Annotated in this window: 25 protein-coding genes; 18 read left to right on the top strand and 7 right to left on the bottom strand. The window is 73.7% G+C overall.

Going from position 1 to position 24,501, the window contains the following annotated elements; all coding sequences use genetic code 11:
• Positions 1–90: 90 nt before the first annotated feature.
• Genes EFE23_RS20475 through EFE23_RS20465 form a run of 3 tightly spaced genes read right to left on the bottom strand, consistent with a single transcriptional unit; the run spans position 91 to position 4,870 of the window.
• A complete protein-coding gene (locus EFE23_RS20475) occupies positions 91–1,317 on the bottom strand; it encodes a hypothetical protein (protein ID WP_123242559.1) in 1,227 nt (408 codons plus the stop codon).
• Between the two features lie 38 nt (positions 1,318–1,355).
• Complete coding sequence (locus tag EFE23_RS20470) at positions 1,356–3,014, bottom strand: GTPase (protein ID WP_123242562.1); 1,659 nt, start codon at positions 3,012–3,014, stop codon at positions 1,356–1,358.
• A 17-nt stretch (positions 3,015–3,031) separates the two neighbouring features.
• Positions 3,032–4,870 (bottom strand): GTPase domain-containing protein, encoded by a 1,839-nt coding sequence (locus EFE23_RS20465; RefSeq protein ID WP_123242558.1) that lies wholly within the window; start codon positions 4,868–4,870, stop codon positions 3,032–3,034.
• 208 nt (positions 4,871–5,078) lie between these two features.
• Between EFE23_RS20465 and dnaK the strand changes: the two genes are divergently transcribed.
• From dnaK to EFE23_RS20440, 5 genes are all read left to right on the top strand, one after another.
• Positions 5,079–6,938: a molecular chaperone DnaK gene (dnaK, locus tag EFE23_RS20460; protein ID WP_123242557.1), complete on the top strand. Its 1,860-nt coding sequence runs from the start codon at positions 5,079–5,081 to the stop codon at positions 6,936–6,938.
• A 48-nt stretch (positions 6,939–6,986) separates the two neighbouring features.
• Positions 6,987–7,739, top strand: coding sequence for a nucleotide exchange factor GrpE (grpE, locus tag EFE23_RS20455; protein ID WP_123242556.1), 753 nt, complete (start codon positions 6,987–6,989; stop codon positions 7,737–7,739).
• Positions 7,740–7,818: 79 nt separating this feature from the next.
• A complete protein-coding gene (gene dnaJ / locus EFE23_RS20450; RefSeq protein WP_123242555.1) occupies positions 7,819–9,006 on the top strand; it encodes a molecular chaperone DnaJ in 1,188 nt (395 codons plus the stop codon).
• A gap of 30 nt (positions 9,007–9,036) precedes the next feature.
• On the top strand, positions 9,037–9,474 hold the full coding sequence (locus EFE23_RS20445; protein ID WP_123242554.1) for a heat shock protein transcriptional repressor HspR: 438 nt from the start codon (positions 9,037–9,039) through the stop codon (positions 9,472–9,474).
• A 355-nt stretch (positions 9,475–9,829) separates the two neighbouring features.
• The gene (locus EFE23_RS20440; RefSeq protein ID WP_123242553.1) at positions 9,830–10,036 is read left to right on the top strand and encodes a hypothetical protein; all 207 of its coding nucleotides are present in this window, start codon (positions 9,830–9,832) and stop codon (positions 10,034–10,036) included.
• A 260-nt stretch (positions 10,037–10,296) separates the two neighbouring features.
• Here EFE23_RS20440 and EFE23_RS20435 read toward each other — a convergent pair whose 3' ends face one another.
• The 3 genes from EFE23_RS20435 to EFE23_RS20425 all read right to left on the bottom strand — a co-directional run bounded on the left by EFE23_RS20435 (position 10,297) and on the right by EFE23_RS20425 (position 12,611).
• Positions 10,297–10,725: a hypothetical protein gene (locus EFE23_RS20435; RefSeq protein WP_123242552.1), complete on the bottom strand. Its 429-nt coding sequence runs from the start codon at positions 10,723–10,725 to the stop codon at positions 10,297–10,299.
• A gap of 169 nt (positions 10,726–10,894) precedes the next feature.
• Positions 10,895–12,103 carry a cation:proton antiporter gene (locus EFE23_RS20430; RefSeq protein ID WP_123242551.1) on the bottom strand — a complete coding sequence of 403 codons (1,209 nt, stop codon included), beginning with the start codon at positions 12,101–12,103 and terminating at the stop codon, positions 10,895–10,897.
• 7 nt (positions 12,104–12,110) lie between these two features.
• Positions 12,111–12,611 (bottom strand): cation:proton antiporter regulatory subunit, encoded by a 501-nt coding sequence (locus EFE23_RS20425; protein WP_123242550.1) that lies wholly within the window; start codon positions 12,609–12,611, stop codon positions 12,111–12,113.
• Between the two features lie 31 nt (positions 12,612–12,642).
• On the opposite strand from EFE23_RS20425, the gene EFE23_RS20420 reads away from it, so the two are divergent.
• Entirely contained in the window at positions 12,643–13,749 is a 1,107-nt protein-coding gene (locus EFE23_RS20420) for a beta propeller repeat protein (RefSeq protein WP_123242549.1), read from the top strand.
• A gap of 176 nt (positions 13,750–13,925) precedes the next feature.
• On the opposite strand, the gene EFE23_RS20415 is transcribed toward EFE23_RS20420, so the two are convergent.
• Positions 13,926–14,144, bottom strand: coding sequence for a winged helix-turn-helix domain-containing protein (locus EFE23_RS20415; RefSeq protein WP_123242548.1), 219 nt, complete (start codon positions 14,142–14,144; stop codon positions 13,926–13,928).
• A gap of 305 nt (positions 14,145–14,449) precedes the next feature.
• On the opposite strand from EFE23_RS20415, the gene EFE23_RS20410 reads away from it, so the two are divergent.
• From EFE23_RS20410 to EFE23_RS20355, 12 genes are all read left to right on the top strand, one after another.
• The gene (locus EFE23_RS20410; RefSeq protein WP_123242547.1) at positions 14,450–14,767 is read left to right on the top strand and encodes a DivIVA domain-containing protein; all 318 of its coding nucleotides are present in this window, start codon (positions 14,450–14,452) and stop codon (positions 14,765–14,767) included.
• The gene (locus tag EFE23_RS20405) at positions 14,764–15,027 is read left to right on the top strand and encodes a hypothetical protein (RefSeq protein ID WP_123242546.1); all 264 of its coding nucleotides are present in this window, start codon (positions 14,764–14,766) and stop codon (positions 15,025–15,027) included. The genes EFE23_RS20410 and EFE23_RS20405 overlap by 4 nt, the downstream gene beginning before the upstream one ends.
• A gap of 150 nt (positions 15,028–15,177) precedes the next feature.
• Positions 15,178–17,769 carry an ATP-dependent chaperone ClpB gene (gene clpB, locus EFE23_RS20400; protein WP_123242545.1) on the top strand — a complete coding sequence of 864 codons (2,592 nt, stop codon included), beginning with the start codon at positions 15,178–15,180 and terminating at the stop codon, positions 17,767–17,769.
• Positions 17,770–17,856: 87 nt separating this feature from the next.
• The gene (locus tag EFE23_RS20395; RefSeq protein WP_123242544.1) at positions 17,857–18,222 is read left to right on the top strand and encodes a hypothetical protein; all 366 of its coding nucleotides are present in this window, start codon (positions 17,857–17,859) and stop codon (positions 18,220–18,222) included.
• A gap of 90 nt (positions 18,223–18,312) precedes the next feature.
• Positions 18,313–18,942, top strand: a complete 630-nt coding sequence (locus EFE23_RS20390) for a DUF4178 domain-containing protein (protein ID WP_123242543.1) — start codon at positions 18,313–18,315, stop codon at positions 18,940–18,942.
• Positions 18,943–18,944: 2 nt separating this feature from the next.
• Complete coding sequence (locus EFE23_RS20385) at positions 18,945–19,436, top strand: DUF2617 family protein (protein WP_123242542.1); 492 nt, start codon at positions 18,945–18,947, stop codon at positions 19,434–19,436.
• Positions 19,433–19,858: a DUF4247 domain-containing protein gene (locus EFE23_RS20380; protein WP_123242541.1), complete on the top strand. Its 426-nt coding sequence runs from the start codon at positions 19,433–19,435 to the stop codon at positions 19,856–19,858. The genes EFE23_RS20385 and EFE23_RS20380 overlap by 4 nt, the downstream gene beginning before the upstream one ends.
• Before the next feature lie 38 nt (positions 19,859–19,896).
• On the top strand, positions 19,897–20,319 hold the full coding sequence (locus EFE23_RS20375; protein WP_123242540.1) for a DUF350 domain-containing protein: 423 nt from the start codon (positions 19,897–19,899) through the stop codon (positions 20,317–20,319).
• Complete coding sequence (locus tag EFE23_RS20370) at positions 20,319–21,101, top strand: hypothetical protein (RefSeq protein WP_123242539.1); 783 nt, start codon at positions 20,319–20,321, stop codon at positions 21,099–21,101. The genes EFE23_RS20375 and EFE23_RS20370 overlap by 1 nt, the downstream gene beginning before the upstream one ends.
• Positions 21,098–22,666, top strand: a complete 1,569-nt coding sequence (locus EFE23_RS20365; protein ID WP_123242538.1) for a polyamine aminopropyltransferase — start codon at positions 21,098–21,100, stop codon at positions 22,664–22,666. Before EFE23_RS20370 ends, EFE23_RS20365 begins: the two co-directional genes overlap by 4 nt.
• A 10-nt stretch (positions 22,667–22,676) precedes the next feature.
• Positions 22,677–23,738: a hypothetical protein gene (locus EFE23_RS20360; protein WP_123242537.1), complete on the top strand. Its 1,062-nt coding sequence runs from the start codon at positions 22,677–22,679 to the stop codon at positions 23,736–23,738.
• An 80-nt stretch (positions 23,739–23,818) separates the two neighbouring features.
• The coding region (locus EFE23_RS20355; RefSeq protein ID WP_148058491.1) for a hypothetical protein at positions 23,819–24,501 on the top strand (683 nt) is incomplete at its 3' end.

Raw genomic sequence — 24,501 nt, 5'->3', positions numbered from 1 at the left:
CGCGTTCGGCTGGCCCGGCTGTGTTCGCCCTGGACCGCCCTCGCGTTCGGGCTGGGCCGGCCGGTGGATCGGGCGGCCGGATCCGCCCGGTCAGGCCGGGTCGTCGGTGAGGCGGTGCCGGTTGGCCTCGATCCAGGCGTCCAGGGCGGCCGGATCGTCCGGATCGACGCCGTCCGCCATCAGCTGGGCGACCGCCGCCGTGGCCGGGCTGCGCCGCTCGCCGGTGCTGTAGAGCCGGGCGAACTCGGGGATCATCTCCTCGATCGCCTCGTCCGTCCGGTGGGCCGCCGGGGCCGGCAGCCCCCGCTGGCGGGCCGCGTACGCCACCCAGCCGCGCAGCACCCGCGGCAGCATCGCGGCGTCGTCCATGTCCAGCACGGCCCGGCGGTGCACCCAGTCCAGCAGGAACAGCTCGGCGACCGTCGGGCTCCAGCGCATCGGGTCGGCGTCCGGGAAGCTGGCCGCGTGGTCCAGCAGCAGGCCCAGGCAGAAGTGCAGCGAGGGCAGCTCGGCGTCGGTCACCGCGTCCAGCCCCAGCCGGGCGGCCTCGGGCGAGCCGAGGAAGCCCCGCACCAGCCGGGTGCGCTCCTCGTCGGTGGCCGGCGCGACCTCCTCGTCGCCCGGCGCGCCGGGCCGCCCGGGCAGCACCGCCAGCCGCGCGCCGACCAGCGCCCGGTCGGTGGCCAGCGAGCCCTGCGCCGGCAGCTCGCCGAGCTGGTCGGTGACCGCCAGGTGACGGCCCACCTCCGCGTGCATCCGGGCCGGATCCTCGGTACGGAACCAGGTGAACTCGTCCTCGGTGCAGATCTCCCGAGCCTGCTCGACGATCCGCCCGGCGGGCCCACCGACGAAGACGTCCTTGGTGATCCCGATGTTGTGGTCGACCAGCGCGACCAGGGCGTGCTCCGGCCCGCCCTCGACGTCGTCGTCGTAGGCGAAGGTGGCCAGGTAGGAGGTCTGGTCCCCGTACACGTCCCCGTACGCCCAGGTGCCGGTGAGGCGCACCCGGCCGAGCTGCGCGGCCCAACCCGGGGCGTACGCGCCGGGGCGGACCCGGGCGGCGCCCTCGGCGTCCGGCACCAGGGTGGCGAAGACGGCGCGGATGGTGGTCGCGGCGGCGCTGCGCCGCCGCGCGGTGGCGGCGAGGAACCCGGTGACGAACTCCCGGACGGCGGTCTCCCGGTCGGTCTCCGCGACGGCGTAGACGCTGCCCAGCAGGGCGGCGCCGAGCATCTCCGCATCGAGGGCGGAGTCGAGCCTCGTCACGTCGCGAGCGGCGTGCAGCACCGCCTCGAAGGGGGTCTGTGGCGTGGCCATGCCCCGACCCTACGCCCCCCGGCCGGCCGGGACACCGGTCAGCGCCGGGCGGCCTCGCGCAGCGCCTCCCGGGCCTCGGCGTAGCGGGCCAGCACCGCCCAGACCGGGTTCAGCACGTACTTCTCCCCGACGCTGCCCACCGAGGTGAGCAGCCGCTCCTCGGCCCGCCGGCGGGCGCGCCGGGCGGCCCACCGGATCACCGGCCGGGTCAACGCGGCCACCAGCAGCCCCGCCAACAGGCCGCCGAGCAGCAGCACGGTCGGCCAGGGCACCTCGCCGAGCTTCGGGTGCTCCAGCGCCGGCAGGCCGAGCACGCGCAGCGCGTAGCCGAACGCCAGCCAGCCCAGCCCGGCGACCGCGGCCAGGGTGACCAGCCACTGGACGACACCCACCACCCGCCACCAGGCCGGCCGGCTCGCCATGCCCAGGTCGGTGGCGGCGACCGCGTGGTCCAGCGCGTCCGGCAGGTCGGCCAGCCGGGACCGGGCGGCGCCGGTCACCGTGGCCGGCCAAGGTGCCGGGAGGTCGGCGGCGGCCCGGTCGGCCACCGCGCGGATGGCCAGGTTGAGCGCGGAGCGCTGGGCGGCGGTCGGATCGGGTACGGAGGTCGCCGCGACCAGGCTCTCCGCCGGCGCCTCCGGATCGTCACCGGGCAGGTGCAACCGGCGCAGCGGGTCCGGCCGCAGCCTGCGCCAGCCCCGCACCAGCGGCCAACCGGTCGCGCCCCCGGCCCGGTGCCGGTACGCCGACTCGACCGCCTCGGCCACGGTCGGCACCCCGGCCGTCCCGGCGAGTGCCGAGGTGAGCTCCCGGGCCGACGCGTCGCCCGGTCCGGTCCGCGGCGGCTCCGGGCCGACCAGCGGGGCCAGCCCGTCCACCACGATGTCCACGTCGCCCGCCAGCCGGCGCAGGGCGGCCTGCCGCTCGGCGACCGCCCGCTCCAGCTCGGCGCGGAGGCCGTCCAGCCCGGCCGGGTCCACCGCCACGGTGGGCAGCAGCGGGACCCCCTCCAGCCCGTCGGCGTCGAGCAGCCGGCGCAGGTCGCCGAGGACCTTGGGCAGCTCGGCCGGGGGTAGCCGGTCGGCCTGGTTGAGCACCACCACCGTGACGTCCTTGTGCCGGTGGAACTCGCGCAGGTAGCTGGTGTGGATCACCCGGTCGGCGTACTTCTGCGGGTCCACCACCCAGACCACGAGGTCGACCAGGCCGAGCAGCCGGTCCACCTCCAGCCGGTGGCTGCGCTGCACCGAGTCGAAGTCGGGCAGGTCCAGCAGGACCAGGCCGTGCAGGTCGGTCTCGTCGTCGGCGTCGAGGGCGCTCTCCCGGACGAACCGGTGCCGGGGCAGCACCCCGAGCCAGTCCAGCAGCCGGGACGCGCCGTCCAGCGGCCCCCAGACGCAGGCGTGCGCCATCCCGGTGGTGGGCCGGCGGACGCCGACCGGCGAGAGGTCCAGCCGGGCGAGGGCGTTGAACAGGCTCGACTTGCCGCTGCCGGTCGCCCCGGCCAGGGCGACCACGGTGTGGTGCCCGGAGAGGGCGAGCCGGGTGCCGGCCCGTTCGACCACGGTGTGCGCGGGGACCAGTTGGGTGTCCGGCACCAGGCCGTCCGTGGCGCCGAGGAAGCGCTGGACCGCCTGGAGGCGGGCGACCAGGGCGTCCGGGTCCACCCGCTGGTCGCCCCGGAACGCCTCGCGCATCCGGCCGACGATGTTGCTCACCGGCCGTCACCCTGCTCGGGGCCGGGCAGCGCCGACCCGTCCCCGTCGGCCAGGCCGCTGCGGTGGCGGGCCTTCGCCACCTCGACGGCGGCGCGGCGCAGCGTGTCGCCCGTCCCGGCGGGCGGGCGGGCGGCGTCGGTCCGCGCGAGGAACCGGGCGGCCTCCTCGGCGAGCAGGACGTGCACCCGGTCGAGCAGGCCCGCCCGGGCCTTGGTGGCCAGGGTCCGGACCGCCTGGTCGCCGAAGATCGCCTGGAGCACCGCCTGGGCCGCGACCGTGGTGCCGGCGCCGGTGGCGACCTCCAACCCGGTCGGGATGAACGCGGTGGAGGCGAAGACCGCGATCATGACGGCCAACCCGGTCGCGTTGACCGCGTACGCGGCGGTGCGGGCCACGAAGCGGCGGTCGCCGCCCTCGGCCCGGACCAGCTCCAGCACCCCGCGCTGCCAGTCGCGGACCAGCCGTTCGGCGCGCTCGCCGAAATCGTCGGAGGCGTGGGCGAACTCCGGTTCGAGCAGCGCCGCCCCGGCCGGGTGCGCCTTCCACCCGGTGTACGCGTTCTCCGCCGCCTCGGTGGCCACCCCGCGCAGCAGCGTGACGAGCTGGGACTCGATGGCCGTACGCAGCTCGGCGGCGGGGGCCGGACGGCCGGTGACCGCGGCGACCAGCCGGTCCCGCAGCCGGCCGATCCGGGCCTCCAGGGTGCGGAAGAACTCGCCGGTGCCGACGAACTCCTGCCAGCGGGCCAGCACCTCGCCGCGGAGCAGCCGGCCGTCCCGGAGCCCCTGGTCGACCGTCCGCTCCGCTCCCCGGTACGCGGCCCGGACCCGCTCGTCCAGCCCGTCCGCGGCGGCCACCTGCTCGTCGGCGGCGTCGGCGAGCGCGTCCACGGTCGGGTGCAGCGCGGCGATCGCGCCGTCCAGGGTCTGCCGGACCACGGCGGAGCGGGCCTCGGCGTCCGCCGCCAGCCGGCCGAACCAGGCGCTCAGCGGCGCGGTGACCCGGTCGGGCAGCAGCCCCTGCCCGTCGACCCAGGTCTCCGGCAGGACGAACAGCGGCGCGGCGCCCAGGTCCTGCGCGGCGAGCATCTCCGACAGGTGGGCGGCGATCTCGTCGGCCGCCTCCGCGGGCACCCGGTCGAGGACCATGGCGACCGCCGTGCCCCGAGCCCGGGCGCTGCGCAGCAGCTCCCATGGAACGGCGTCGGCGTACCGGGCGGCGGTGGTGACGAAGAGCCAGAGGTCGGCCGCGGCCAGCAGTTGCCCGGCGAGCGCCCGGTTGGCGTCGACCACCGAGTCGATGTCGGGCGCGTCGAGGAAGGCCAGCCCGGCCGGGAGCGCCGGTGCCGTGACCAGGTGCAGGGTGCCGGGCTGGTCGCTCGGCTCGTTGGTGCGGGTGAGGCCGGGCAGCAGGTCGCCCTGGCGGAACCAGGCGGAGTCGGCGGGGTTGCAGACCAGGACCGGGGAGCGGGTGGTCGGGCGGAGCACGCCGGCGGCGCTCACCCGGGCCTGGACCAGGCTGTTGACCAGCGTCGACTTGCCCGCGCCGGTGGACCCGCCGACGACCACCAGCAGCGGGGCGTCGAGTCGGGCCAGCCGGGGCAGCAGGTAGTCGTCGAGCTGGTCGGCGAGCGCGGCGGCGGTCCGCCCGGCCGGCTCGGCGGAGGGCAGGGCCAGCGGGAAACGGGCCGCCCCGATCGCGGCCCGCAGGCCGGCGAGCGCGGCGGGCAGACCCTCCGCGGCGGTTGCGGGCGGGTCGTCGCCGGGGGCGGATCCGGTGCGAGCTGCGACGGCGGGCGCGCCGGAACGGGTGGCGGGATCGCCATGCGTCGTCACGGCTAAAGCGTGCCCGACCGACGCAAGGTAAGACAACCGGACGGTAATAACGGTCAGGTTGCGTCGGGTCGGCTCAACCCCGACTTGCGGTTTGCCGGCGGCGTGGCACTATTGAGTCAAGTTCACTCAACTTGTGGTGCGGTCGCTGCGGGCGACCCGCCGGGCAGGCCCGTTGACCTGCTCACCGTTACGAAGCGAGGAAGCGAACATGGCACGTGCGGTCGGCATCGACCTCGGCACGACGAACTCCTGCGTCAGCGTTCTCGAGGGCGGTGAGCCCACCGTCATCGCCAACGCTGAGGGCTCGCGGACGACCCCCTCGATCGTCGCGTTCGCCCGCAACGGCGAGGTGCTCGTCGGTGAGGTCGCCAAGCGCCAGGCGGTGACCAACCCCGACCGGACCATCCGCTCGGTCAAGCGGGAGATCGGCACCAACTGGACCGTCGACATCGACGGCAAGAAGTACACCCCGCAGGAGATCTCGGCCCGCACGCTGATGAAGCTCAAGCGGGACGCCGAGGCGTACCTGGGCGAGCAGATCACCGACGCGGTGATCACCGTGCCGGCGTACTTCAACGACGGTCAGCGTCAGGCCACCAAGGAGGCCGGTGAGATCGCCGGCTTCAACGTGCTGCGGATCGTCAACGAGCCGACCGCGGCCGCCCTGGCGTACGGCCTCGACAAGGGCTCCAAGGAGCAGACCGTCCTGGTCTTCGACCTGGGTGGCGGCACCTTCGACGTCTCCCTGCTGGAGCTGGCCGAGGGCGTCATCGAGGTCAAGTCCACCAGCGGTGACAACCACCTCGGTGGTGACGACTGGGACCAGCGGATCATCGACCACCTGGTGAAGACCTTCCGCGGCGAGCACGGCATCGACCTGTCCCAGGACAAGATGGCCATGCAGCGGCTCAAGGAGGCGGCCGAGAAGGCCAAGATCGAGCTGTCCGCCGCCACCACCACCAACATCAACCTGCCGTACATCACCGCCGGCTCGGTGGGCCCGCTGCACCTCGACGTGACCCTGAGCCGCGCCGAGTTCCAGCGCATGACGCAGGACCTGCTGGACCGCTGCAAGGGCCCGTTCGAGCAGGCCGTGAAGGACGCCGGGATCAAGGTCTCGGACGTCGACCACGTCATCCTGGTCGGCGGCTCGACCCGGATGCCGGCCGTGACCGACCTGGTCAAGCAGCTCACCGGGCGCGACCCGAACAAGGGCGTCAACCCGGACGAGGTCGTCGCCGTCGGCGCCGCCCTGCAGGCCGGTGTGCTCAAGGGCGAGGTCAAGGACGTCCTGCTGCTCGATGTGACCCCGCTGAGCCTGGGCATCGAGACCAAGGGCGGCATCTTCACCAAGCTCATCGAGCGCAACACCACCATTCCGACCAAGCGCTCCGAGGTCTTCACCACGGCGGACGACAACCAGCCGTCGGTGCTGATCCAGGTGTTCCAGGGTGAGCGGGAGATCGCGGCCTACAACAAGAAGCTCGGCACCTTCGAGCTGACCGGCCTCCCGCCGGCGCCGCGCGGCGTGCCGCAGATCGAGGTCACCTTCGACATCGACGCCAACGGCATCGTCAACGTGCACGCCAAGGACCTGGGCACCGGCAAGGAACAGAAGATGACGATCACCGGCGGCTCGTCGCTGCCGAAGGACGACATCGAGCGGATGCGCCGGGACGCCGAGGAGCACGCGGACGAGGACAAGCGCCGCCGCGACGAGGCGGAGACCCGCAACGTCGCCGAGGCGCTCCAGTGGCAGACCGAGAAGTTCCTCGCGGAGAGCGGCGACAAGCTGCCCAGCGAGAACCGCGACCAGCTCAACGAGGCCCTCGGCGAGCTGCGCAGCGCCCTCGGCGGCCAGGACATCGAGAAGATCAAGGCCGCGCACGAGAAGCTGGCCCAGGTCTCCCAGCAGGCCGGTTCGCTGCTCTACTCCCAGCAGCAGGGCGAGCCGGGCGCGCCGGGCGGGCCGGGTGCGGCCGGGCCGGGCGCGGGCGCGACCGGCGGCCCGCAGGCCGGCGGCGACGACGTGGTCGACGCGGAGATCGTGGACGAGGACAAGAAGTGATCTTCCGTCCCGGACACGTTCTCGACCGCAGAGTGATGAGGTGACCGCATGACGGAGAAGCCACGAGCCGCCGACCCGGGCGCCACCGGGGCGGCGTCGGGTGGCTCCGCGGCCGCCGGGCAGGGTGCCGGCGACGAGCCGCGGGTCGTCATCCGTGACAAGCGCAAGATCGGCAAGTCCACCGAGAAGGCGGCGGCCGACGCCGCGGCGGCGGACGCCGCGGCCGACGCCCCGGCCGAGGGGCTGGTCGAGGAGGCCGAGGTCGTGGTCGACGAGATCGAGGTCGAGGACCCGGTCTCCGGCCCGCCCGTGGTCGACGCGCCCGCCGAGCCGAGCGAGGAGGCCGCCCCGGCGGTCGAACCGGCCGGACCCGAGCTGGACGTGCTCCGGGCCGAACTGGACGAGCGGACCCGGGACCTCCAGCGGGTGTCGGCGGAGTACGCCAACTACCGCAAGCGGGTCGACCGGGACCGCAACCTGGTCCAGGAGCAGGCGACCGGCACGGTGCTGACCGCGCTGCTGCCGATCCTCGACGACCTGGACCGGGCCCGGGAACACGGCGACCTGGTGGGGCCGTTCGGCAGTGTGGCGGAGCAGCTCACCGCCGCGCTGGGCAAGTTCGGCCTGACCCCGTTCGGCGAGCAGGGCGACCCGTTCGACCCGACCCGGCACGAGGCGGTGGCCCACCAGACCTCCGCCGACGTGACCGAACCGACCTGCGTGCAGGTCATGCGCCGGGGTTACCAACTCGGCGAACGGCTGCTGCGGCCCGCCCTGGTGGCGGTCGCCGACCCGGAGTAGTGCCGACCCGTGACGTCCCGCCCGCCCGCACCGGGCGGGCGGGACGACCGGGATACGTCCCGTGGAAGGGGGTGGACCGGTGAGTTCCAAGGACTGGATCGAAAAGGACTACTACGCCGTGCTGGGCGTGGAGAAGTCCGCCTCCTCGGACGAGATCAAGAAGTCGTACCGGAAGCTGGCCCGGGAGTCGCACCCGGACCACAACCCCGGTGACCCGAAGGCCGAGGAGCGGTTCAAGGCCGTCTCCGAGGCCTACGCCGTACTCGGCGACGAGAAGAAGCGCCGCGAGTACGACGAGATGCGCTCGCTCTTCGGCTCCGGCGCGTTCCGCCGCAACGCCCGCGGCGGCGGCCAGCCGGGCGGCATGCCGTTCGACGTCTCCGACCTGTTCGGCGGGGCGGCCGGCGGCGAGGCCCGGTTCGGCGGGGCCGGCGGCGGCCTGGGCGACCTGTTCAGCTCACTCTTCACCGGCGGGGGCGCCGGTGGCGCCACTCGCCCGCGCGGCCCCGCGAAGGGCCGGGACGTCGAGGCCGAGGTGGCGCTGGACTTCTCCGACGCCGTACGCGGGGTGACCCTCCCGTTGACGCTGCGCGCCCCCGGGGTCTGCGACACCTGCCACGGCAACGGGGCGAAGCCCGGCACGTCGCCGGTGGCCTGCCCGGTCTGCCACGGCGCCGGGGTGACCACCCGCAACCAGGGGTCGTTCAGCTTCTCTGAGCCGTGCCGCAACTGCCAGGGCGTCGGCACCATCGTGGAGGAGAAGTGCCCGGAGTGCCACGGCACCGGCGGGGTGACCAAGACCCGGACGCTGAACGTCCGCTTCCCGGCCGGGGTGGCCGACGGTCAGCGCATCCGGCTGGCCGGCCGGGGCGAACCGGGCGAACGGGGCGGCCCGGCGGGCGACCTGTTCGTGCACGTGAAGGTCCGCCCGGACGAGCTGTTCGGGCGCACCGGGGACGACCTGACCCTGACCGTGCCGATCACGTACGCGGAGGCGGTGCTCGGCACCGACCTGCGGGTGCCGACCCTGGACGGCACGGTGACCCTGCGGGTGCCGCCGGGTACCCCGAGCGGTCGGGTCCTGCGGGCCCGGGGCAAGGGCGTCGCACGCAAGGATGGCCGGACCGGTGACCTGCTGGTCACCCTCGACGTGGTGGTGCCGGCGAAGGTGTCGGACGAGGCGCGGGCGGCACTCGAGGCGTTCGCGGAGCAGACCCCGCCGGCCGCGCGGGAACATCTCGACGCGCGGGTGCGTCGGTTCAGTTGACCCGTGGAAAGGCAGCGGAGGTGAGCGGGGATGTCGCGGGAGTTCGTCGGCACGGGTGACCCTGCCTACGAGGCCAAGGTACTGATGATCTCGGTCGCGGCGCGGATGGCGGGCATGCACCCGCAGACCCTGCGCCAGTACGACCGGCTGGGCCTGGTGCAGGCCGGCCGCGCCGCCGGCGGTGGGCGCCGGTACAGCGTCCGGGACGTGGTGCTGCTCCGCGAGGTGCAGCGACTCAGCCAGGACGACGGCATCAACCTGGCCGGGGTCAAGCGGATCATCGGGCTGGAACGGCTGCTGGAGGAGGCCCAGCAGCGGGTGGCCCGGCTGGAGGCGGAGCTGGACGCCGCGTACCGCCGGATCGCCGAGCTGGAGTCGCTGGGCGGCTTCTCCCGCGGCGACCTCGTGCCCACGAACCGCACCTCCACGGCGCTCGTCGTGTGGCGGCCCCGCCGCACCGAACGCTGACCCCACCCCCCCCGCCGCCGACGGACACCGGCCGGCGCGCGCCCACCCGGGCCGCGCCGGCCTTCGCCGTCCTGCCCGCCACCGTTCCGTCCGGCCTCCGCCGTCCGGCCGGGCCTTCGCCGGTCTGCCGCTCCCCTGCGCCGACCCCGCGACCGGTCCACCGCCCGTGATCGACTCGGGCTGCGGAAGGTCGGGGTATCCCGAGGGCCGGACACCGCCGTTTGCGGCACCCGGAGTGGATCAAGCGCGGGCCGGCGCGGTTCGGGGAAAGCAGGGCACGGGTGGGCGGGGGTGCACTAGCCTGTGAATCAGGGCCAACCAGCTCAATCCGGACGCCCAACTGGCAGGGGGAGCCATGGCGGAATCGGCGAAGAAGGTGGCGCAACAGGCGGAGGACCGGCTGGAGAAGGTGGCCGAGAACGTCCGCGAGCGATTCGACCGGGTGACCGAAGGTCGCTTCACCGACAAGGTCAAGGAAGGGCGCTTCCTCGACCAGGTGGACCACGGCATCGACCGGGCCAGGGCCGACGAGCGGCGCAAGAAGCAGGGCGGATCGACCTGACGATCCGTCGACGTGCGGGCCGGGACCCACGGGGGGTCCCGGCCCGTTCGCCGTTGGGGCGGGCCGGGACGCGGTGATGCCAGGGCGGGGGTCCCGGCCCGTTCGCCGTTGGGCGGGCCGGGACGCGGTGATGCCAGGGCGGGGGTCCCGGCCCGTTCGCCGTTGGGCGGGAGGTCGAAGTGCAGGCGGTTCTGGCCGGCCTTCGGCTTTCGGGTCGCCTAGGGGTGCGCAGGCGTCAGCCGCAGCCGGGTTTCGACGGCCTAGAGTCGCCGGTTCTCGCGTACCAGGCCGCCCTCGCACCAGTCGCGGTAGACGAAGAGGTCCGGCCGGGCGAGCAGCACCCGGCTGTTGTGCGCCCAGTTGCGCATCAGCTCGTCGCCGGTTCGTTCCGCCTGCTCGACCAGCTTCCGGAAGCGGCGCTTCGGGTGGGCCCGGAAGTTCGTTCGGATCCCGTCGGCCGCGTAGATGTAGAGGCAGTGCAGAGCGAACCGGCGGGCCGGGCAGGCCTGATCCATGGCCAGCTCGAAGAGCGTCTGCACCAGGTGGTCACCGGCGACGAGCAGGTCCCAGTCCGGCGGCATCGAGGTCAGCGGCACGGAGTCCGGCTGGTAGGCCCACGCTCGTAGTTCCGCCGGCGACGGGTCGACGGGGTTGGCGAAGCCGTGGAACGTCTCTCCCTGCACGCTCACCGGCCGACCTTCCGCTTCCGCTGCGGGGGCACCGGCCACCCGCGGACCCTGGCTGCTGGGGCGACACGGTAACGCGGTCGCGCAGGTCAGCGGTAGACCTTCCCGGAATCAATTCGGCGACTGTTCGCCGGGCCGGGCCAACCGTACGGTCAACCCGGCCCGGAGACGGTCAGTCGCCCACCCGCACCGGCACCGGCCGGCGGGCGGCGCTGCGCTGGCGCAGCCAGTGCTTGAACCAGGGCATGTCCGGCAGTCGGGCCAGCATCGGCCCGGTCACCACGGTGATCAGCACGTACGCCGTGGCGAGCGCGGCCAGCCTCGGTTCGACCGGGTACGCGGCGGCGACGGCCAGCCCGGCGATGACGATGGAGAACTCGCCACGCGGGGTCAGCGCGAAGCCGGCCCGCCAGCGACCCGGCTCGGCGATCCCGGCCCGGCGGGCGGCCAGCCAGCCGGTGGCCAGCTTCGTGCCCATGGTGACCACGGCCAGCAGCAGCGCCGGCAGCAGCACCGGTGGCATGTCCAACGGGTCGGTGACCAGGCCGAAGAAGACGAAGAACACCGCGGCGAACAGGTCCCGCAGGGGCGAGAGCAGCTCGGTCGCGTGGTGCGCCACCGGCCCGGAGAGGGCGATGCCGACCAGGAACGCGCCGACCGCGGCGGAGACCTGGAGCTTCGCCGCGACGCCGGCGATCAGCAGGGTCAGGCCGAGCACCCCGAGCAGCAGCGCCTCCGGGTCCTTCGCCGACAGCGCCGCGGAGATCCATTTGCCGTACCGGATGGCGACGGCCAGCACGACGACCACGGTGAGGACCGCGACGGCGAGCGCGGTGCCGCCCTTCATCAGGCCGACCCCGGCGAGCAGCGCGGTGACCAGCGGCAGGTAGAAGGCCATCGCCAGGTCCTCGATCACCAGCACGGAGAGGATCACCGGGGTCTCCCGGTTACCGACCCGGCCGAGGTCGCCGAGCACCTTGGCGATCACGCCCGACGAGGAGACCCAGGTGACTCCGGCGAGCACCACGGCGGCCACCCAGCCCCAGCCGAGCAGCAGGGCGAAGGCGAACCCGGGCAGCGCGTTGAGCACCGCGTCGATCAGGCCGGCCGGGGCCGCCGAGCGGAGGTTGCCGACCAGTTCGCTGGCGCTGTACTCCAGTCCGAGCATGACCAGCAGCAGGATGACGCCGATCTCCGCGCCGACGGCGAAGAACTCCTCGCTGGCGTTCAGCGGCAGCAGGCCGCCGTGGCCGAAGGCGAGCCCGGCGAGCAGATAGAGGGGGATGGGCGAGACGCCGAAGCGCCGGCTGAGCCGGCCGAGCAGGCCGAGCAGGAGCAGCAGCGCGCCGACCTCGACGAGCAGAGTCGTGGTTTCGTGCATCCGCGCCTCAGCCGTCCGGGTCCGTCTCGGCGAGGATCGCCGTCACCCCGTCGAGCCCCTGCCGGGTACCGACCACGACCAGCACGTCACCGGCCTGGAAGCGGAAGGTGGGGTCCGGCGAGACGATCACCTCGCCCGAGCGCAGTACCGCCACGATCGAAGCGCCGGTGCGGGTACGCGCCTTGGTGTCGCCCAGCGGCCTGTTGACGTAACTGCTGCCGGCCGGGATCGCGATCTGCTCGGTGAGCAGCCCGGCGGCCTGCTCGCGCAGCCCGGAAAGCTGGCTGAGCATCAGCGACGCGCCGAGGATGTCGGCCAGCGCCTCCGCCTCGTCGTCGGTCAGCGGTATGTCGTGCTGGCAGGAATCGGGGTCGTCCGGGTCGTAGAGGACCAGGTCTCGGCGGCCATTGCGGTGGGAGACCACGCCGAGGCGGCGGCCGGATTCCGTCATCAGATCGTGACGTACGCCGATCCCCGGTAGGGCAGTCTGTTCGACACGTACTCGCACCCGGGTGAGGCTACCCTGCGCTGGAGGCGCGATGGACCGGCGGACGAATCGCAAGCTGATCTTTCTGCTGCTCCTGCCCGCCCTGGCCGGGTGTTCGATCGGCGACGTCCGCCGGCCACCGCCGGACCGGGCGTCCGCGTCGGCCCGGCCGGTCGCCAGCACGCCGGCGCCGCGGCCGGTCGCCGATGTCGACGAGGTACGCCACGTCGTGGTCGCCGTCACCGAGCGGTACGACCCGCCGCACGTCGAGTTCGTGGACGCCGAACGGGCGTACGCCCTCTTCGCCACCTGCGACGGCCGGCCGCCCGGGCGGGAGTGCCCGGCGCTGCTCTTCGCCTCCCGGGACGGCGGCCGGTCCTGGCGCGCGCTGCCCCATCCCCGCCCGGTCGCCGAGAACCAGCAGCTGTACGCCCCGAACGGCCTGCTGGTCCTCGGCGCCGAGCCGTTCGGCTGGTACGCCTCCACCGACGGCGGCGTCACCTTCACCCACCATCCCGGGGTCGCGCCGCCGCCCGGGCTGACCGGGCCGGACGGCCATTTCCAGGTGACCGACGAGGGCGGCGGCCGGGTGGCCCGCTGGGACGGACGGCGGCTGACCCCGCTGCCGGCCCAGCCCGGGCTGCCCCGGGTGCAGGACGTGGCCGAGGCCGGTGACCTGCTGGTGGCGGCCGGTGCGGACGACGCCGGCCGCCCGTACGCGGCGGTCTCGGCCGACCAGGGCCGGAGCTGGCAGCGGACGGCGGTGCCGGCACCGGACGGCGAGGTCGGCGTCCTCCGCCCGGTGCGCGCGCCCGACGGCGAGCCGTGGCTGGTCGGCGAGCGGCCCGACCGGACGGGCTTCCCGGCGCTCTGGCGATGGCGGGGCCAGTGGGAGCCGGTCCGCGCCGACGGCCACCCCGAGCGGATCGGGTCGGCGGTGCCGGCCGGCGCCGGGCGGGTGGCGGTCACCGGCCCGGACGGGGCGGGCGTGGTGGTCGACGGCCGGTACGAGCGGGTGTCCTGGCCGATCGGGCCCGAGCACCACCTGAGCCTGCTGCGCGACGGGACGCTGCTGGCCCGAGGGCCGGACGAGATCGTGCTGAACGTCGGTCCGGTCGGCAACCGCCGCTGGGTCAGGGTGCTCCTGACCCGCGAGTGACCCGCGCAGCCTCGGCCCAGGTGGGTGGTTGTGGCGTCCTTTCGAGCTGAGTCGCTTGCGACGTCAGCCGGGGCGCTGCATCAGGAAGCCGGCTCTGGGGAAGTGACGTAGATGCCCTTGCCCTGGTGGCCCTCGACCGAGCCTTCCAGAACTCGGGCAGCGGCCAATCGGTTCGCCTACTTGGCTTCGGCGACGAAGACCCCGACCCCTTCGAGCGTCTCGGTCAGACCGGTCGCGCGGAGGATCATCATGGCCTTGCCGACGACCGTGTCCGACACGCCGTATTCCTTGCAGAGCTGCGACCGGCTCGGCAGCTTGGTGCCGGGTGGCCACTCTCCCGAATCGATCTTGCTCTTCAGCTCGTCTGCGAGCACCTGGTACTGCTGCTTGGGCATACACACTCCCCGGATGGCACGCCCATTCGATCACGCACGAACCTCCAACCTCAAGCAATCGCGGGTAGGTCGTTGACCTACAACCGCTACCGATTGTAGGTTCCCTCATGGACGCTCCCGGATGGCACCTGGGGCGCTCACCTGGTCGGGGCGGGCACCCCGTGACCCGTCCCGACCTCGCGGAACTGTCCTGTGCGCCGCCGGGCTGCGACGGCAGGCGAGAACCAGTCCGGCCGATCAACGACGCTCGGCCGGACCGCTCTCCGTCGCCCTCGCTGCCCGGCCGCTGAGGAGGGATCAGAATCATGCGCAACTTCCTACGACCCCTGTCATGGCGTCGCATCGCCGGCCCGCCCAATCAGCCGCCGGCCGGCGCCTACCGCTCCGCGTCGTACCTCCCGTTGCGGCCCTGGCAGGTGCGGAGCCGCGCCTTTGCGAGGTGCCGGCGGGGTCTGGACCCGGTCGAGGTCGCCGCCTTCCTCGACCGGGTGGCCGGCGACCTCGCCGCCGCGTACGCCGAGGTCGCCCGGAGCCGGGACGAGACGGCCCGGATCAAGGACGCGCTGCGCGAGTGGCAGTCGCGCCAGGCGCCCACCGCGCGTGACCTGGCCCGGCGCTCGTGACCGGGCGGTACGTCATCCATCTGCCGGTCCGGGCGCCCGACCTGGCTCGGGCGAAGATGCTCGGCCGGACGGCGGGCCGGTCGCTGGCCTTCCTCGCCGCCGTCAACCTCGGCGGGATCACCGTGTCGACCGAGGACAACCAGTGCGTACGGCATTGGGTCTTCTGCGACCGCAAGCTCGACGGCGGCCGGCGCTGTGTGCTGCGCGCCGATCATGAGACCCCCTGCACGGCGCGTCTGCCCGGGCGGCCGGGCCGGTGATGTCGAAACCGACTCAGCTCGACAGGCGCGCCCGACCCGGGCTCCGCCCCGGACAGCGGCGGTGACCCACGTCACACTGACGGAGTTGAGCGGAATAGACTCAACTCTGGTTGTGTCTCTCTCAGTGGACACGCCGATCCGGGGGAGCCCATGAACACGGAACGCCTCACCACCAAGAGCCGCGAGACCATCACCGGTGCCGTCGCGCTGGCGAACCAGCGCGGTCACGCCACCGTCGAGCCCTGGCACCTGCTGCTGTCGCTGCTGGACACCGAGGGCTCGACCGCCGCCGGCCTGCTGCGCGCCGTCGGGGCCGACCCCGCCGAGCTGCGCCGGGTCGCCCAGCGCTCGGTCGACGCCCTGCCCGCCGCGCGGGGCTCCAGCATCGCCGAGCCGACCCTGGCCCGCGAGTTCGTCAACGCCATCGGCGCCGCCGAGCAGATCGCCCGGCCGCTGGGCGACGAGTACACCTCCACCGAGCACCTGCTCGCCGGTCTGGCCCGGGTGGGCGGTGGGGTCTCGGTCGCGCTGAAGAACGCCGGCGCCACCGAGGAGAACCTGGTCGCGGCCTTCCCAACCGTCCGGGGCGGGGACCGGCGGGTCACCACCGCCGACCCGGAGCAGACCTACCAGGCCCTGGCCAAGTACGGCGTGGACCTGACCGCCAGCGCCCGCGAGGGGAAGATCGACCCGGTCATCGGCCGCGACTCGGAGATCCGCCGGGTGATCCAGGTGCTGTCCCGGCGTACCAAGAACAACCCGGTGCTGATCGGTGAGCCCGGTGTCGGCAAGACCGCCATCGTCGAGGGCCTCGCCCAGCGCATCGTCGCCGGTGACGTGCCCGAGTCGCTGCGCGACAAGAAGCTGGTCTCGCTCGACCTCGGCGCGATGGTGGCCGGCGCGCAGTACCGCGGTCAGTTCGAGGAGCGGCTGAAGTCCGTGCTGGAGGAGATCAAGAACTCCAACGGCCAGGTCATCACCTTCCTCGACGAGCTGCACACCGTCGTCGGTGCCGGCAAGGGCGAGGGCTCGATGGACGCCGGCAACATGCTCAAGCCGATGCTGGCCCGCGGCGAGCTGCGGATGGTCGGCGCGACCACGCTGGACGAATACCGCGAGCACATCGAGAAGGACCCGGCGCTGGAGCGCCGCTTCCAGCCGGTGCTGGTCGGCGAGCCGACGATCGAGGACACCATCGGCATCCTGCGCGGCCTCAAGGAGCGCTACGAGGTGCACCACGGTGTCCGGATCACCGACGCCGCGCTGGTTGCCGCCGCGGCCCTGTCCGACCGCTACATCACCGACCGGTTCCTGCCGGACAAGGCGATCGACCTGGTCGACGAGTCCGCGTCCCGGCTCCGCATGGAGATCGACTCCCGCCCGGTCGAGGTGGACGAGATCGAGCGGGCCGTGCGCCGGCTGGAGATCGAGGAGATGGCGCTGGCCAAGGAGCCCGACGAGGCCTCCGCCGAGCGGCTCGAGCGGCTGCGCAAGGAGCTGGCCGACAAGCGCGAACAGCTCACCGCGCTGTCGGAGCGCTGGCAGCTGGAGAAGAGCCACATCACCAAGCTCTCCACCGCCAAGGAGGAGCTGGAGCGGCTCAGCGGTGAGGCCGAGCGGGCCGAGCGGGACGGCGAGCTGGAACGCGCCGCCGAGCTGCGGTACGGCCGGATCCCCGCCCTGAAGACCGAGCTGAAGCAGGCCGAGGAGGAGCTGGCCCGGCTCCAGGCGGACGGCGCGATGCTCAAGGAGGAGGTCGGCGCCGACGACATCGCCGCCGTGGTCGCCTCCTGGACCGGCATCCCCGCCGGCCGGCTGTTGGAGGGCGAGACCGCCAAGCTGCTCCGGATGGAGGAGTCGCTGCGGGCCCGCGTGGTCGGCCAGGCCGAGGCCGTGGGTGCCGTCTCCGACGCCGTGCGCCGCGCGCGGGCCGGCGTCGCCGACCCGGACCGCCCGACCGGCAGCTTCCTCTTCCTCGGCCCGACCGGCGTCGGCAAGACCGAGCTGGCCAAGGCGCTCGCCGAGTTCCTCTTCGACGACGAGCGGGCCATGGTCCGCATCGACATGAGCGAGTACGGCGAGAAGCACTCGGTGGCCCGCCTGGTCGGCGCGCCGCCCGGCTACGTCGGCTACGAGGAGGGCGGCCAGCTCACCGAGGCGGTGCGCCGGCGGCCGTACTCGGTGATCCTGCTGGACGAGGTGGAGAAGGCCCACCCGGACGTCTTCGACGTGCTGCTCCAGGTGCTCGACGACGGCCGGCTCACCGACGGCCAGGGCCGCACCGTGGACTTCCGCAACGCGATCCTGATCCTCACCTCGAACCTCGGGTCATCGGTTATCAGCGACCTGACGCTGGCCGAGGAGCAGCGCCGGGAGGGTGTCCTCGCGGTGGTCCGGTCGCACTTCAAGCCGGAGTTCCTCAACCGCCTCGACGACATCGTGGTGTTCGCCGCCCTGCAGGGCGAGGACCTGCGGGCCATCGTGGACATCCAGCTCGACCGCATGCGAGCCCGCCTGGCGGACCGCCGGTTGGCCCTGGACGTCAGCGACTCCGCGCGGCTGTGGCTGGCCGAGCACGGGTACGACCCGATCTACGGTGCCCGGCCGCTGCGTCGCCTGGTCCAGTCGGCCATCGGTGACCAGCTCGCCAAGGCGCTGCTGGCCGGCCAGATCCGCGACGGCGACACGGTCAGGGTCGACCTCGCCGACACCAAGGACTCCCTCACCGTCACCGCCGGCTGAGGTGTAAGCAGGGGCCCCTTCTTAACGCATTCGGTAGAGAAGGGGCCCCTTGTTAACACCCGACCCGGGGTGGGCACTAGGGAGGGCATGTTGGGGATGGGGGAGCTGGACGCGGCGGTCGAGGAACTGGCCCGGGCGGACACGCTCGCCTTCGGCGGGGTGGGGATCGCGTCGCAGATCCTGCCGGCGACGGACGCGTACCGGCACGTCGAGCGGGCCCTGCGCGAACATCCGGAGCAGGCCCGGAAGAAGGTCGACCGGCTGCTCACGCACGGGTCGCCGGCCGGCCGGGCGTACGCGGCGGCGCTGCTGGACACCGTGGACCCGGCGGCCGGCCGGGCGGCCTGGGAGCGGCTGCGCGCCGACGACGCCGAGTTCACCACCTTCAGCGGCTGCGTCATGGGGCGCACCACCCTCCGCGAGTACGCCACCGAACGCCTCGCCGGAGCCTGACCGTAGCTGACCTCTCACTCAGCGAGTGGGACTTCGGCGCACGTGCGCCGGGTTGTTACCGTCTCCGCCGACGCACGTGGGGAGGCGGTCGTGAACGGTTCGGTGGCGTACCTGGTGACCACGCTGGGGTGCCTGGTCGGCGTGGCCGGCGTGGTGATCGCCGTGATCGCGCTGCGCCGGGCGCGGTCCGGGCCCCGCCCGCAGGCCCCCGGCGACCCGTTCCGCGACCGGGACGCCGACGCGCTGCGCGGCGACCCCCGCAACCTCAAGCCCGGCGACATCGTCGAGATCCGCCAGGTGCCGTACACCGTGCGCGGATCCGTGCACCTGGTCGAGGGTGGCTGGAGCTGGGCCGAGCACCTGCTCGACGACGCCGGCGGGGTGAAGCGCTGGCTCTCCGTCGAGACGGACCCGGACCTGGAACTGGTGTTCTGGACCGCCGAGCCGTCCGCCACCGTCACCCCGGGCGCGCCGACCCTGGAGATCGCCGGCCGGCGCTACCAGTGGGACGAGTCCGGCCAGGCGAGGTACACCGCCACCGAGGGCACCGGCCTCGACCCGCGCGGCACCATGCGCTACCACGACTACCAGGCTCCCGGCGGGGCCCGGCTCTCCTTCGAGGCGTACGGCGAGGCCGGCTGGGAGGTCAACCTCGGCGAGACGCTGCACCGGGCCGAGGTGATGATCTACCCGCAGGCCGGCCCGGGGCAGGGGTCCTGAGCGTGCTGGTCGACCTGGACGCGCCGTACGTCGACACCCGCGCCGCCGACCTGAGCCTCAGCCTCGGCGGCCCGGAACGCCCGGCCCTGCACGTACGCGAGCTGACCCTGCCCGGCGGGCCGCGGCTGCGGCTGCGCCTGCTCGGCGCCTCCCACCAGGTGATCCTCGGCGACCTCACCGAGACCGTCGCCTGCCTGCCGGGGCGGCTGCCGCACCTGCCCGACACCCTGCACGACGAGAGTGCCGGCTACCGGTTCACCGCCACGGTGCTCCGGCCGCCCCGCGACGGCCTGCGCACCCGGGTCGCCGCGCTCCGCGCCGAGCTGGCCGACGACCCGTACGCGCTGGTCGGGGTCTTCCCCGGCGACGTCGACGCGGTCACCGCGCTCGCCGTCCGCCCCGACCGGCCGGACGGGTCGGTGGCCTGGTGCACCTGGCACGCGTATCCCCAGACCAACGAACTGGTCCTGACCGAGACGATGGTGGCACTGTGACGTACCGACGCTGGTTCGTGGTGGGCGTGGCGTTCGCCGTGATCGGCGCGGTGGTGGCCGGCTTCGCCATCTTCTACGGCAACTTCTCGCCCCGCGGCTACGTGCAGGACCACTACGCCCGGGCGAGCGGCCGGGACATCGGCTCCAACGCGATCGCGTACACCTCGAACAAGGCGCCCAGCCAGGTGTCCGCGGACATCACCCAGGCCTGGCAGCCGGCCGACCAGTACGTCGACGGCAGCGGTGTCTACCTGCGCTACGACGACGACTCGGTGGTGATCCTGCCGCTCGCCGCCGGCTCGGTGATCCTGCTGGAACGGATGACCACCGCGTACCCGCGCTACCACTCCCGGGTCGGCAACCACTGGGGCTGGGGCCGGGGCAGCACGGTCCGCGGTGGCGGACCCGGCGCCGGCAAGTGACCTGACCCCTCCCACCGACAAAGATCCTGGAGTCCCCTGTGCAGACGCTGGTCACCGATCTGCTGGTCACGCTCGCCTACGGCGTGGTCGGTGTGGCCCTGATGGCCGTCGGCTACGTCCTGGTCGACGTCGCCACCCCCGGCAAGCTCCACGAGCTGATCTGGGTCGAGCGCAACCGCAACGCGGCGCTGCTGCTCGCCTCGAACCTGGCCGGCGTGGGCACCATCGTGGTCGCCGCGATCGCCGCCAGCGCGGACGACTTCGTCCTCGGTCTGGTCGGCGCGGCCGCGTACGGCATCCTCGGCCTGGTCATCATGGCGGCGGCGTTCCTGCTGCTCGACATGGCCACCCCGGGCAAGCTCGGCGAGATCCTGGTCGACCCGGAGCCGCACCCCGCCGTCTGGGTGTCCGCCGTCGTGCACCTGGCCACCGGCGCGATCATCGCCGCCGCGATCAGCTGATGACCGGTACCAAGCCACCGGCGAAGCAGAAGAAGGCCGCCACCTGGGTCTTCTGGCTGACCATCGGCCTGGTCCTCCTCGGCTGCGTGCTGGCCGGCGTGCTCAACAGCGACGGGGAAAACGCCGTGCCGGCGCCGGCCACCGACGAGCGGGCCGACACCGTGGCGATCCTCCGCGATTCCTCCGCCGCCCAGGGCATCTGCTACGGCTGGCTGCTCACCGACTACTGGGAGTACGGCGACGACGCGATCAGCGCCGGCTCGAACCTCGGCGACGGGGTGCGGGTGGCGGAGAACCCCAGCTGCCCGCGCTGGGTGCAGGTGACCGCCGCCATCCGCTACGTCCCGGAGAGCAGCGAGAGCAACGACACCGCTCGCGTCGAGGTGACCGGCTCCCCGGACATCGGCCCCGCCGACCTGTCCCGGATGCGGGCCGGGCTGACCCGGTTCGGGCTCACCGACGACGTCTTCATCGACGACCCCGGCTGGGCCGTCACCCGGGCCGCCGTCATGCTGCCGCTGCTCGCCGCGGAGGCCGGGCTGGCCGAGCCGGTCACCGCCACCCCGACCGCCGGCGCGGCGGATCCCTCCCCGCTGCCCGACGCCGGCAACGACCTGTGGCGGGACCGGTGGGGCTGGCTGCTCGCCGCCGCCGGGATCCTGCTCTTCGCCGCGCTCCTCATCACCGTGGGGGTCCGGCAACGCCGCAGGCAGCTCCGGGGACGGGTGCCCGCGCAGCGCGCCGGGGCGGGCGCCGACGCGCGTACCCGGGAGACGGCGTGACCACCGACGCGCCGGCGCGGCCGCGGTGGCGGCCGGCCCGCGCGGCGGTCCTGCTCGCCGTCTTCGTCTGCGCGGCCTGCGGCCTGGTGTACGAGCTGGCGCTGGTCGCCCTCGGCAGCTACCTGATCGGCGACGCGGTCGGGCAGGCCTCGATCGTGCTCGGCGTGATGGTCTTCGCGATGGGCGTCGGCGCGCTGGTGGCGAAGCCGTTGCAGTCACGGGCGGCGGCCGCCTTCGCGGCGATCGAGCTGACCCTGGCGCTGCTCGGCGGCCTCTCCGTGCTCGGCCTCTACGCCGCGTTCGCCTGGCTGGACCTGTACGGGCCGGCCCTGGTCGGTACCGCGTTCGTGCTCGGCCTGCTGATCGGCGCGGAGATCCCGCTGCTCATGGTGCTGCTGCAACGCATCCGCGAGCAGTCCGCCGGCAGCGCGGTGGCGGACCTCTTCGCCGCCGACTACGTGGGTGCGCTGCTCGGCGGCCTGGCCTTCCCGTTCCTGCTGATGCCGGTCTTCGGGCAGCTCAAGGGGGCCCTGGTGGTCGGCGCGGTGAACGCCGTCGCCGGCCTCGCCCTGGTCGGCACGGTGTTCCGGGCCGACCTGGGCCGCCGCGCCCGGCTCGCGCTGGGCGCCGGCTCCGTCGTGGTCGCCCTCGGCCTCGGGTACGCCTGGGTCACCGCCCACGACTTCGAGGTGACCGCCCGCCAGCAGCTCTACCGGGACCCGGTGGTGCACGCCGAGCGCAGCCGCTACCAGGAGATCGTGCTGACCCGGTCGGTGCGGGAGGTCGGCCACGCCGACACCGACCTGCGGTTGTTCCTCAACGGTGACCTCCAGTTCAGCTCGATCGACGAGTACCGCTACCACGAGTCGCTGGTGCACCCGGCGATGAACGGCCCGCACGGCGAGGTGCTGGTGCTCGGCGCCGGGGACGGGCTCGCGCTGCGGGAGATCCTGAAGTACCCGGACGTGCGCCGGGTGACCCTGGTCGACCTCGACCCGGCCGTGGTGCGGCTGGCGCGGACCGAGCCCCAGCTGCGCGAACTCAACCACCACTCGTTCGCCGACCCCCGGGTCCGGGTGCTCAACCTGGACGCGTTCGGCTGGCTGCGGACCGCCACGGACCGCTTCGACGTGATCGTCGCCGACCTGCCCGACCCGGACGAGACCGCCACCGCCAAGCTCTACACCGTCGAGTTCTACGCGCTGATCCGCTCGGCGCTCGCCCCCGGCGGCCGGCTGGTGGTGCAGGCCGGGTCGCCGTACTTCGCGCCCCGGTCGTACTGGTCGATCGAGCACTCGGTCCGGGAGGCCGGCTTCGCCACCGTGCCGTACCACGTGGACGTGCCGAGCTTCGGCGACTGGGGCTACGTGCTCGCCGCGCCGGGCGCCACGCCGCCGGCGCTCGCCCTGCCCGCCGACGTGCCGCCGCTGCGCTTCCTCACCCCGTCGGTGCTCGCCGCGGCGGCCACCTTCCCCGCCGACCGGGCCCGGCTGGACGTGCCCGCCTCCACGTTGCTGCAGCCCAGGGTGCTGGAGTACGCCCGCACGGAGTGGCGCGGCTACTAGGTTTCGGGTCATGTCCCCGTCCCGCCGTCTGCCGCGTCCCGGTCTGGACTGGCTGCGCCGACGGGTTCCCACCCGGGCGCTCGGCGCGGCGTCGTACCTGCAGGCGTTCGTGTTGTCCGGGGTGGTGACCGTGCTCGCCGTCCGGGCGTACCTCCAGGCCACCGGCTTTCCCCAGCTCGGCGGCGGGGGCCTGCACATCGCCCACGTGCTCTGGGGCGGGCTGCTGATGGCCGTCGGGCTCGGGGTCGCGCTGGTGTTCCTCGGTGGCGGACCGCGCACCGCCGGGGCGATCATCGGCGGGATCGGCTTCGGGCTCTTCATCGACGAGGTGGGCAAGTTCGTGACGGCCGGTACGGACTACTTCTACGCCCCGGCGGCCGGCATCATCTACGGGTCCTTCGCTGCGCTCGTGGTGCTCACCCAGGCGGTGCGCGGCCGGACCGGCCGGACCCGGCTGACCCCGGCGGAACGCACCGCGAACGCGCTCGACCTGGTGCTCAGCGAGCTGCCCGGCGGGTTGACGGACCGCCGACGGATCGCTGTGCTGCGGCTGGTGCAGGGCACCGGGCCGGTCACCGAGTCGGCCATCGTGCAGCTGCTCGACGCGGTGCCCCGGCGCGAACCGCCTCCGGTCCGGTCCTGGCAGCGCGCGGCGGACGCTGCCCGCCGCCTCGCCGCCTGGATGGCCGCCCGGCGCTGGCTGGTCTGGCCGGTGGTCGTCTATCTGGTGGTGGAACCGCTGACGGTCGTGTCCGCCGTGCTGCTCGACGCGGTGACCGGGCAGTTGGACCAGGAGCGGGAATGGGGCGCGGTCACCGGCGTCACCGTCTCGGCGCTGATCACCGCCACTCTCACCGTACGGGCGGCCCTGCGGCTGCGCGGGGACCGGCTGGACGCGTTCCGGCTGTTCAAGCTGGCCCTCCTGGTCGACCTCCTGTTCGGGCAGATCTTCAACTTCACCGTCAACCAGTTCGGGGCGGTCTCCGCGGTCGTCCTCGACCTGTCCCTCCTCGGCGTGGTCACCGCCGAGCACCGCCGGCTCCGCCGGGAGGCGACCGCGTACCCGCGCTGAGCGCGGATCCCGGCCCCGCGTCGGCTGCCGATCCGGCCCCCGCTGGTTACGGTGGTCATGCTGTCAAGGAAAGGACGATCATGGCCGATGCCTCCGCAACGCCGGCCCGCGCCCGTCCGGGCGTGGTGACGACATCCAGCTGGCTGCTCATCCTCGTCGCCGCCGTCCAGGTGGTGAATCTGATCCTGACGCTCACCACCATCGGCACGGTCCGGGAGGTCATGCGGGACGCCTACCGGGGCACCTCGGTCGAGCAGGCGGCCGACTTCGTCTGGGTGTTCGGCCTCGTCGCGGCCGTGGTCACCCTGCTGCTCGCCGTGGCGCTCGTGGTCCTGGCCATGATGAACAACCGGGGCCGCAACGGCGCCCGGATCACCACCTGGGTGCTGGGCGGGATCCTGATCTGCTGCTCCGGCGGCGGCCTGCTCAACAACGCGGCCGGCGGCATGATGAAGGGCGGCACCACCAACGGTGACGTGCCGAGCGGGCAGGAGATCCAGCGCCGGCTGCAGGACGCCCTGCCCGGCTGGTACGGCCCGGTCACCACCCTGCTCGGGGTGCTCGCCGTGCTCGCCCTGCTGGCGGCCCTGATCCTGCTGGCGCTGCCGGCGGCCAACGAGTTCTTCCGCCGGCCGAAGCAGCCGGCCTGGGAGCCGCCCGTGCCGGGAGCCGCCTGGCCGGCGTACCCGCAGGCGCCCGGGCATCCCGCCCCGGGCTATCCGCCGGCTCCCGGCCAGCCGGGTGCTCCCGGTCACCCGCCGGC

Source organism: Micromonospora solifontis (assembly GCF_003725545.1).
Lineage (GTDB): Bacteria > Actinomycetota > Actinomycetes > Mycobacteriales > Micromonosporaceae > Micromonospora > Micromonospora solifontis.
Note: the sequence above shows the minus strand (reverse complement) of the source record. Positions and strands in the feature narration are given on the sequence as shown.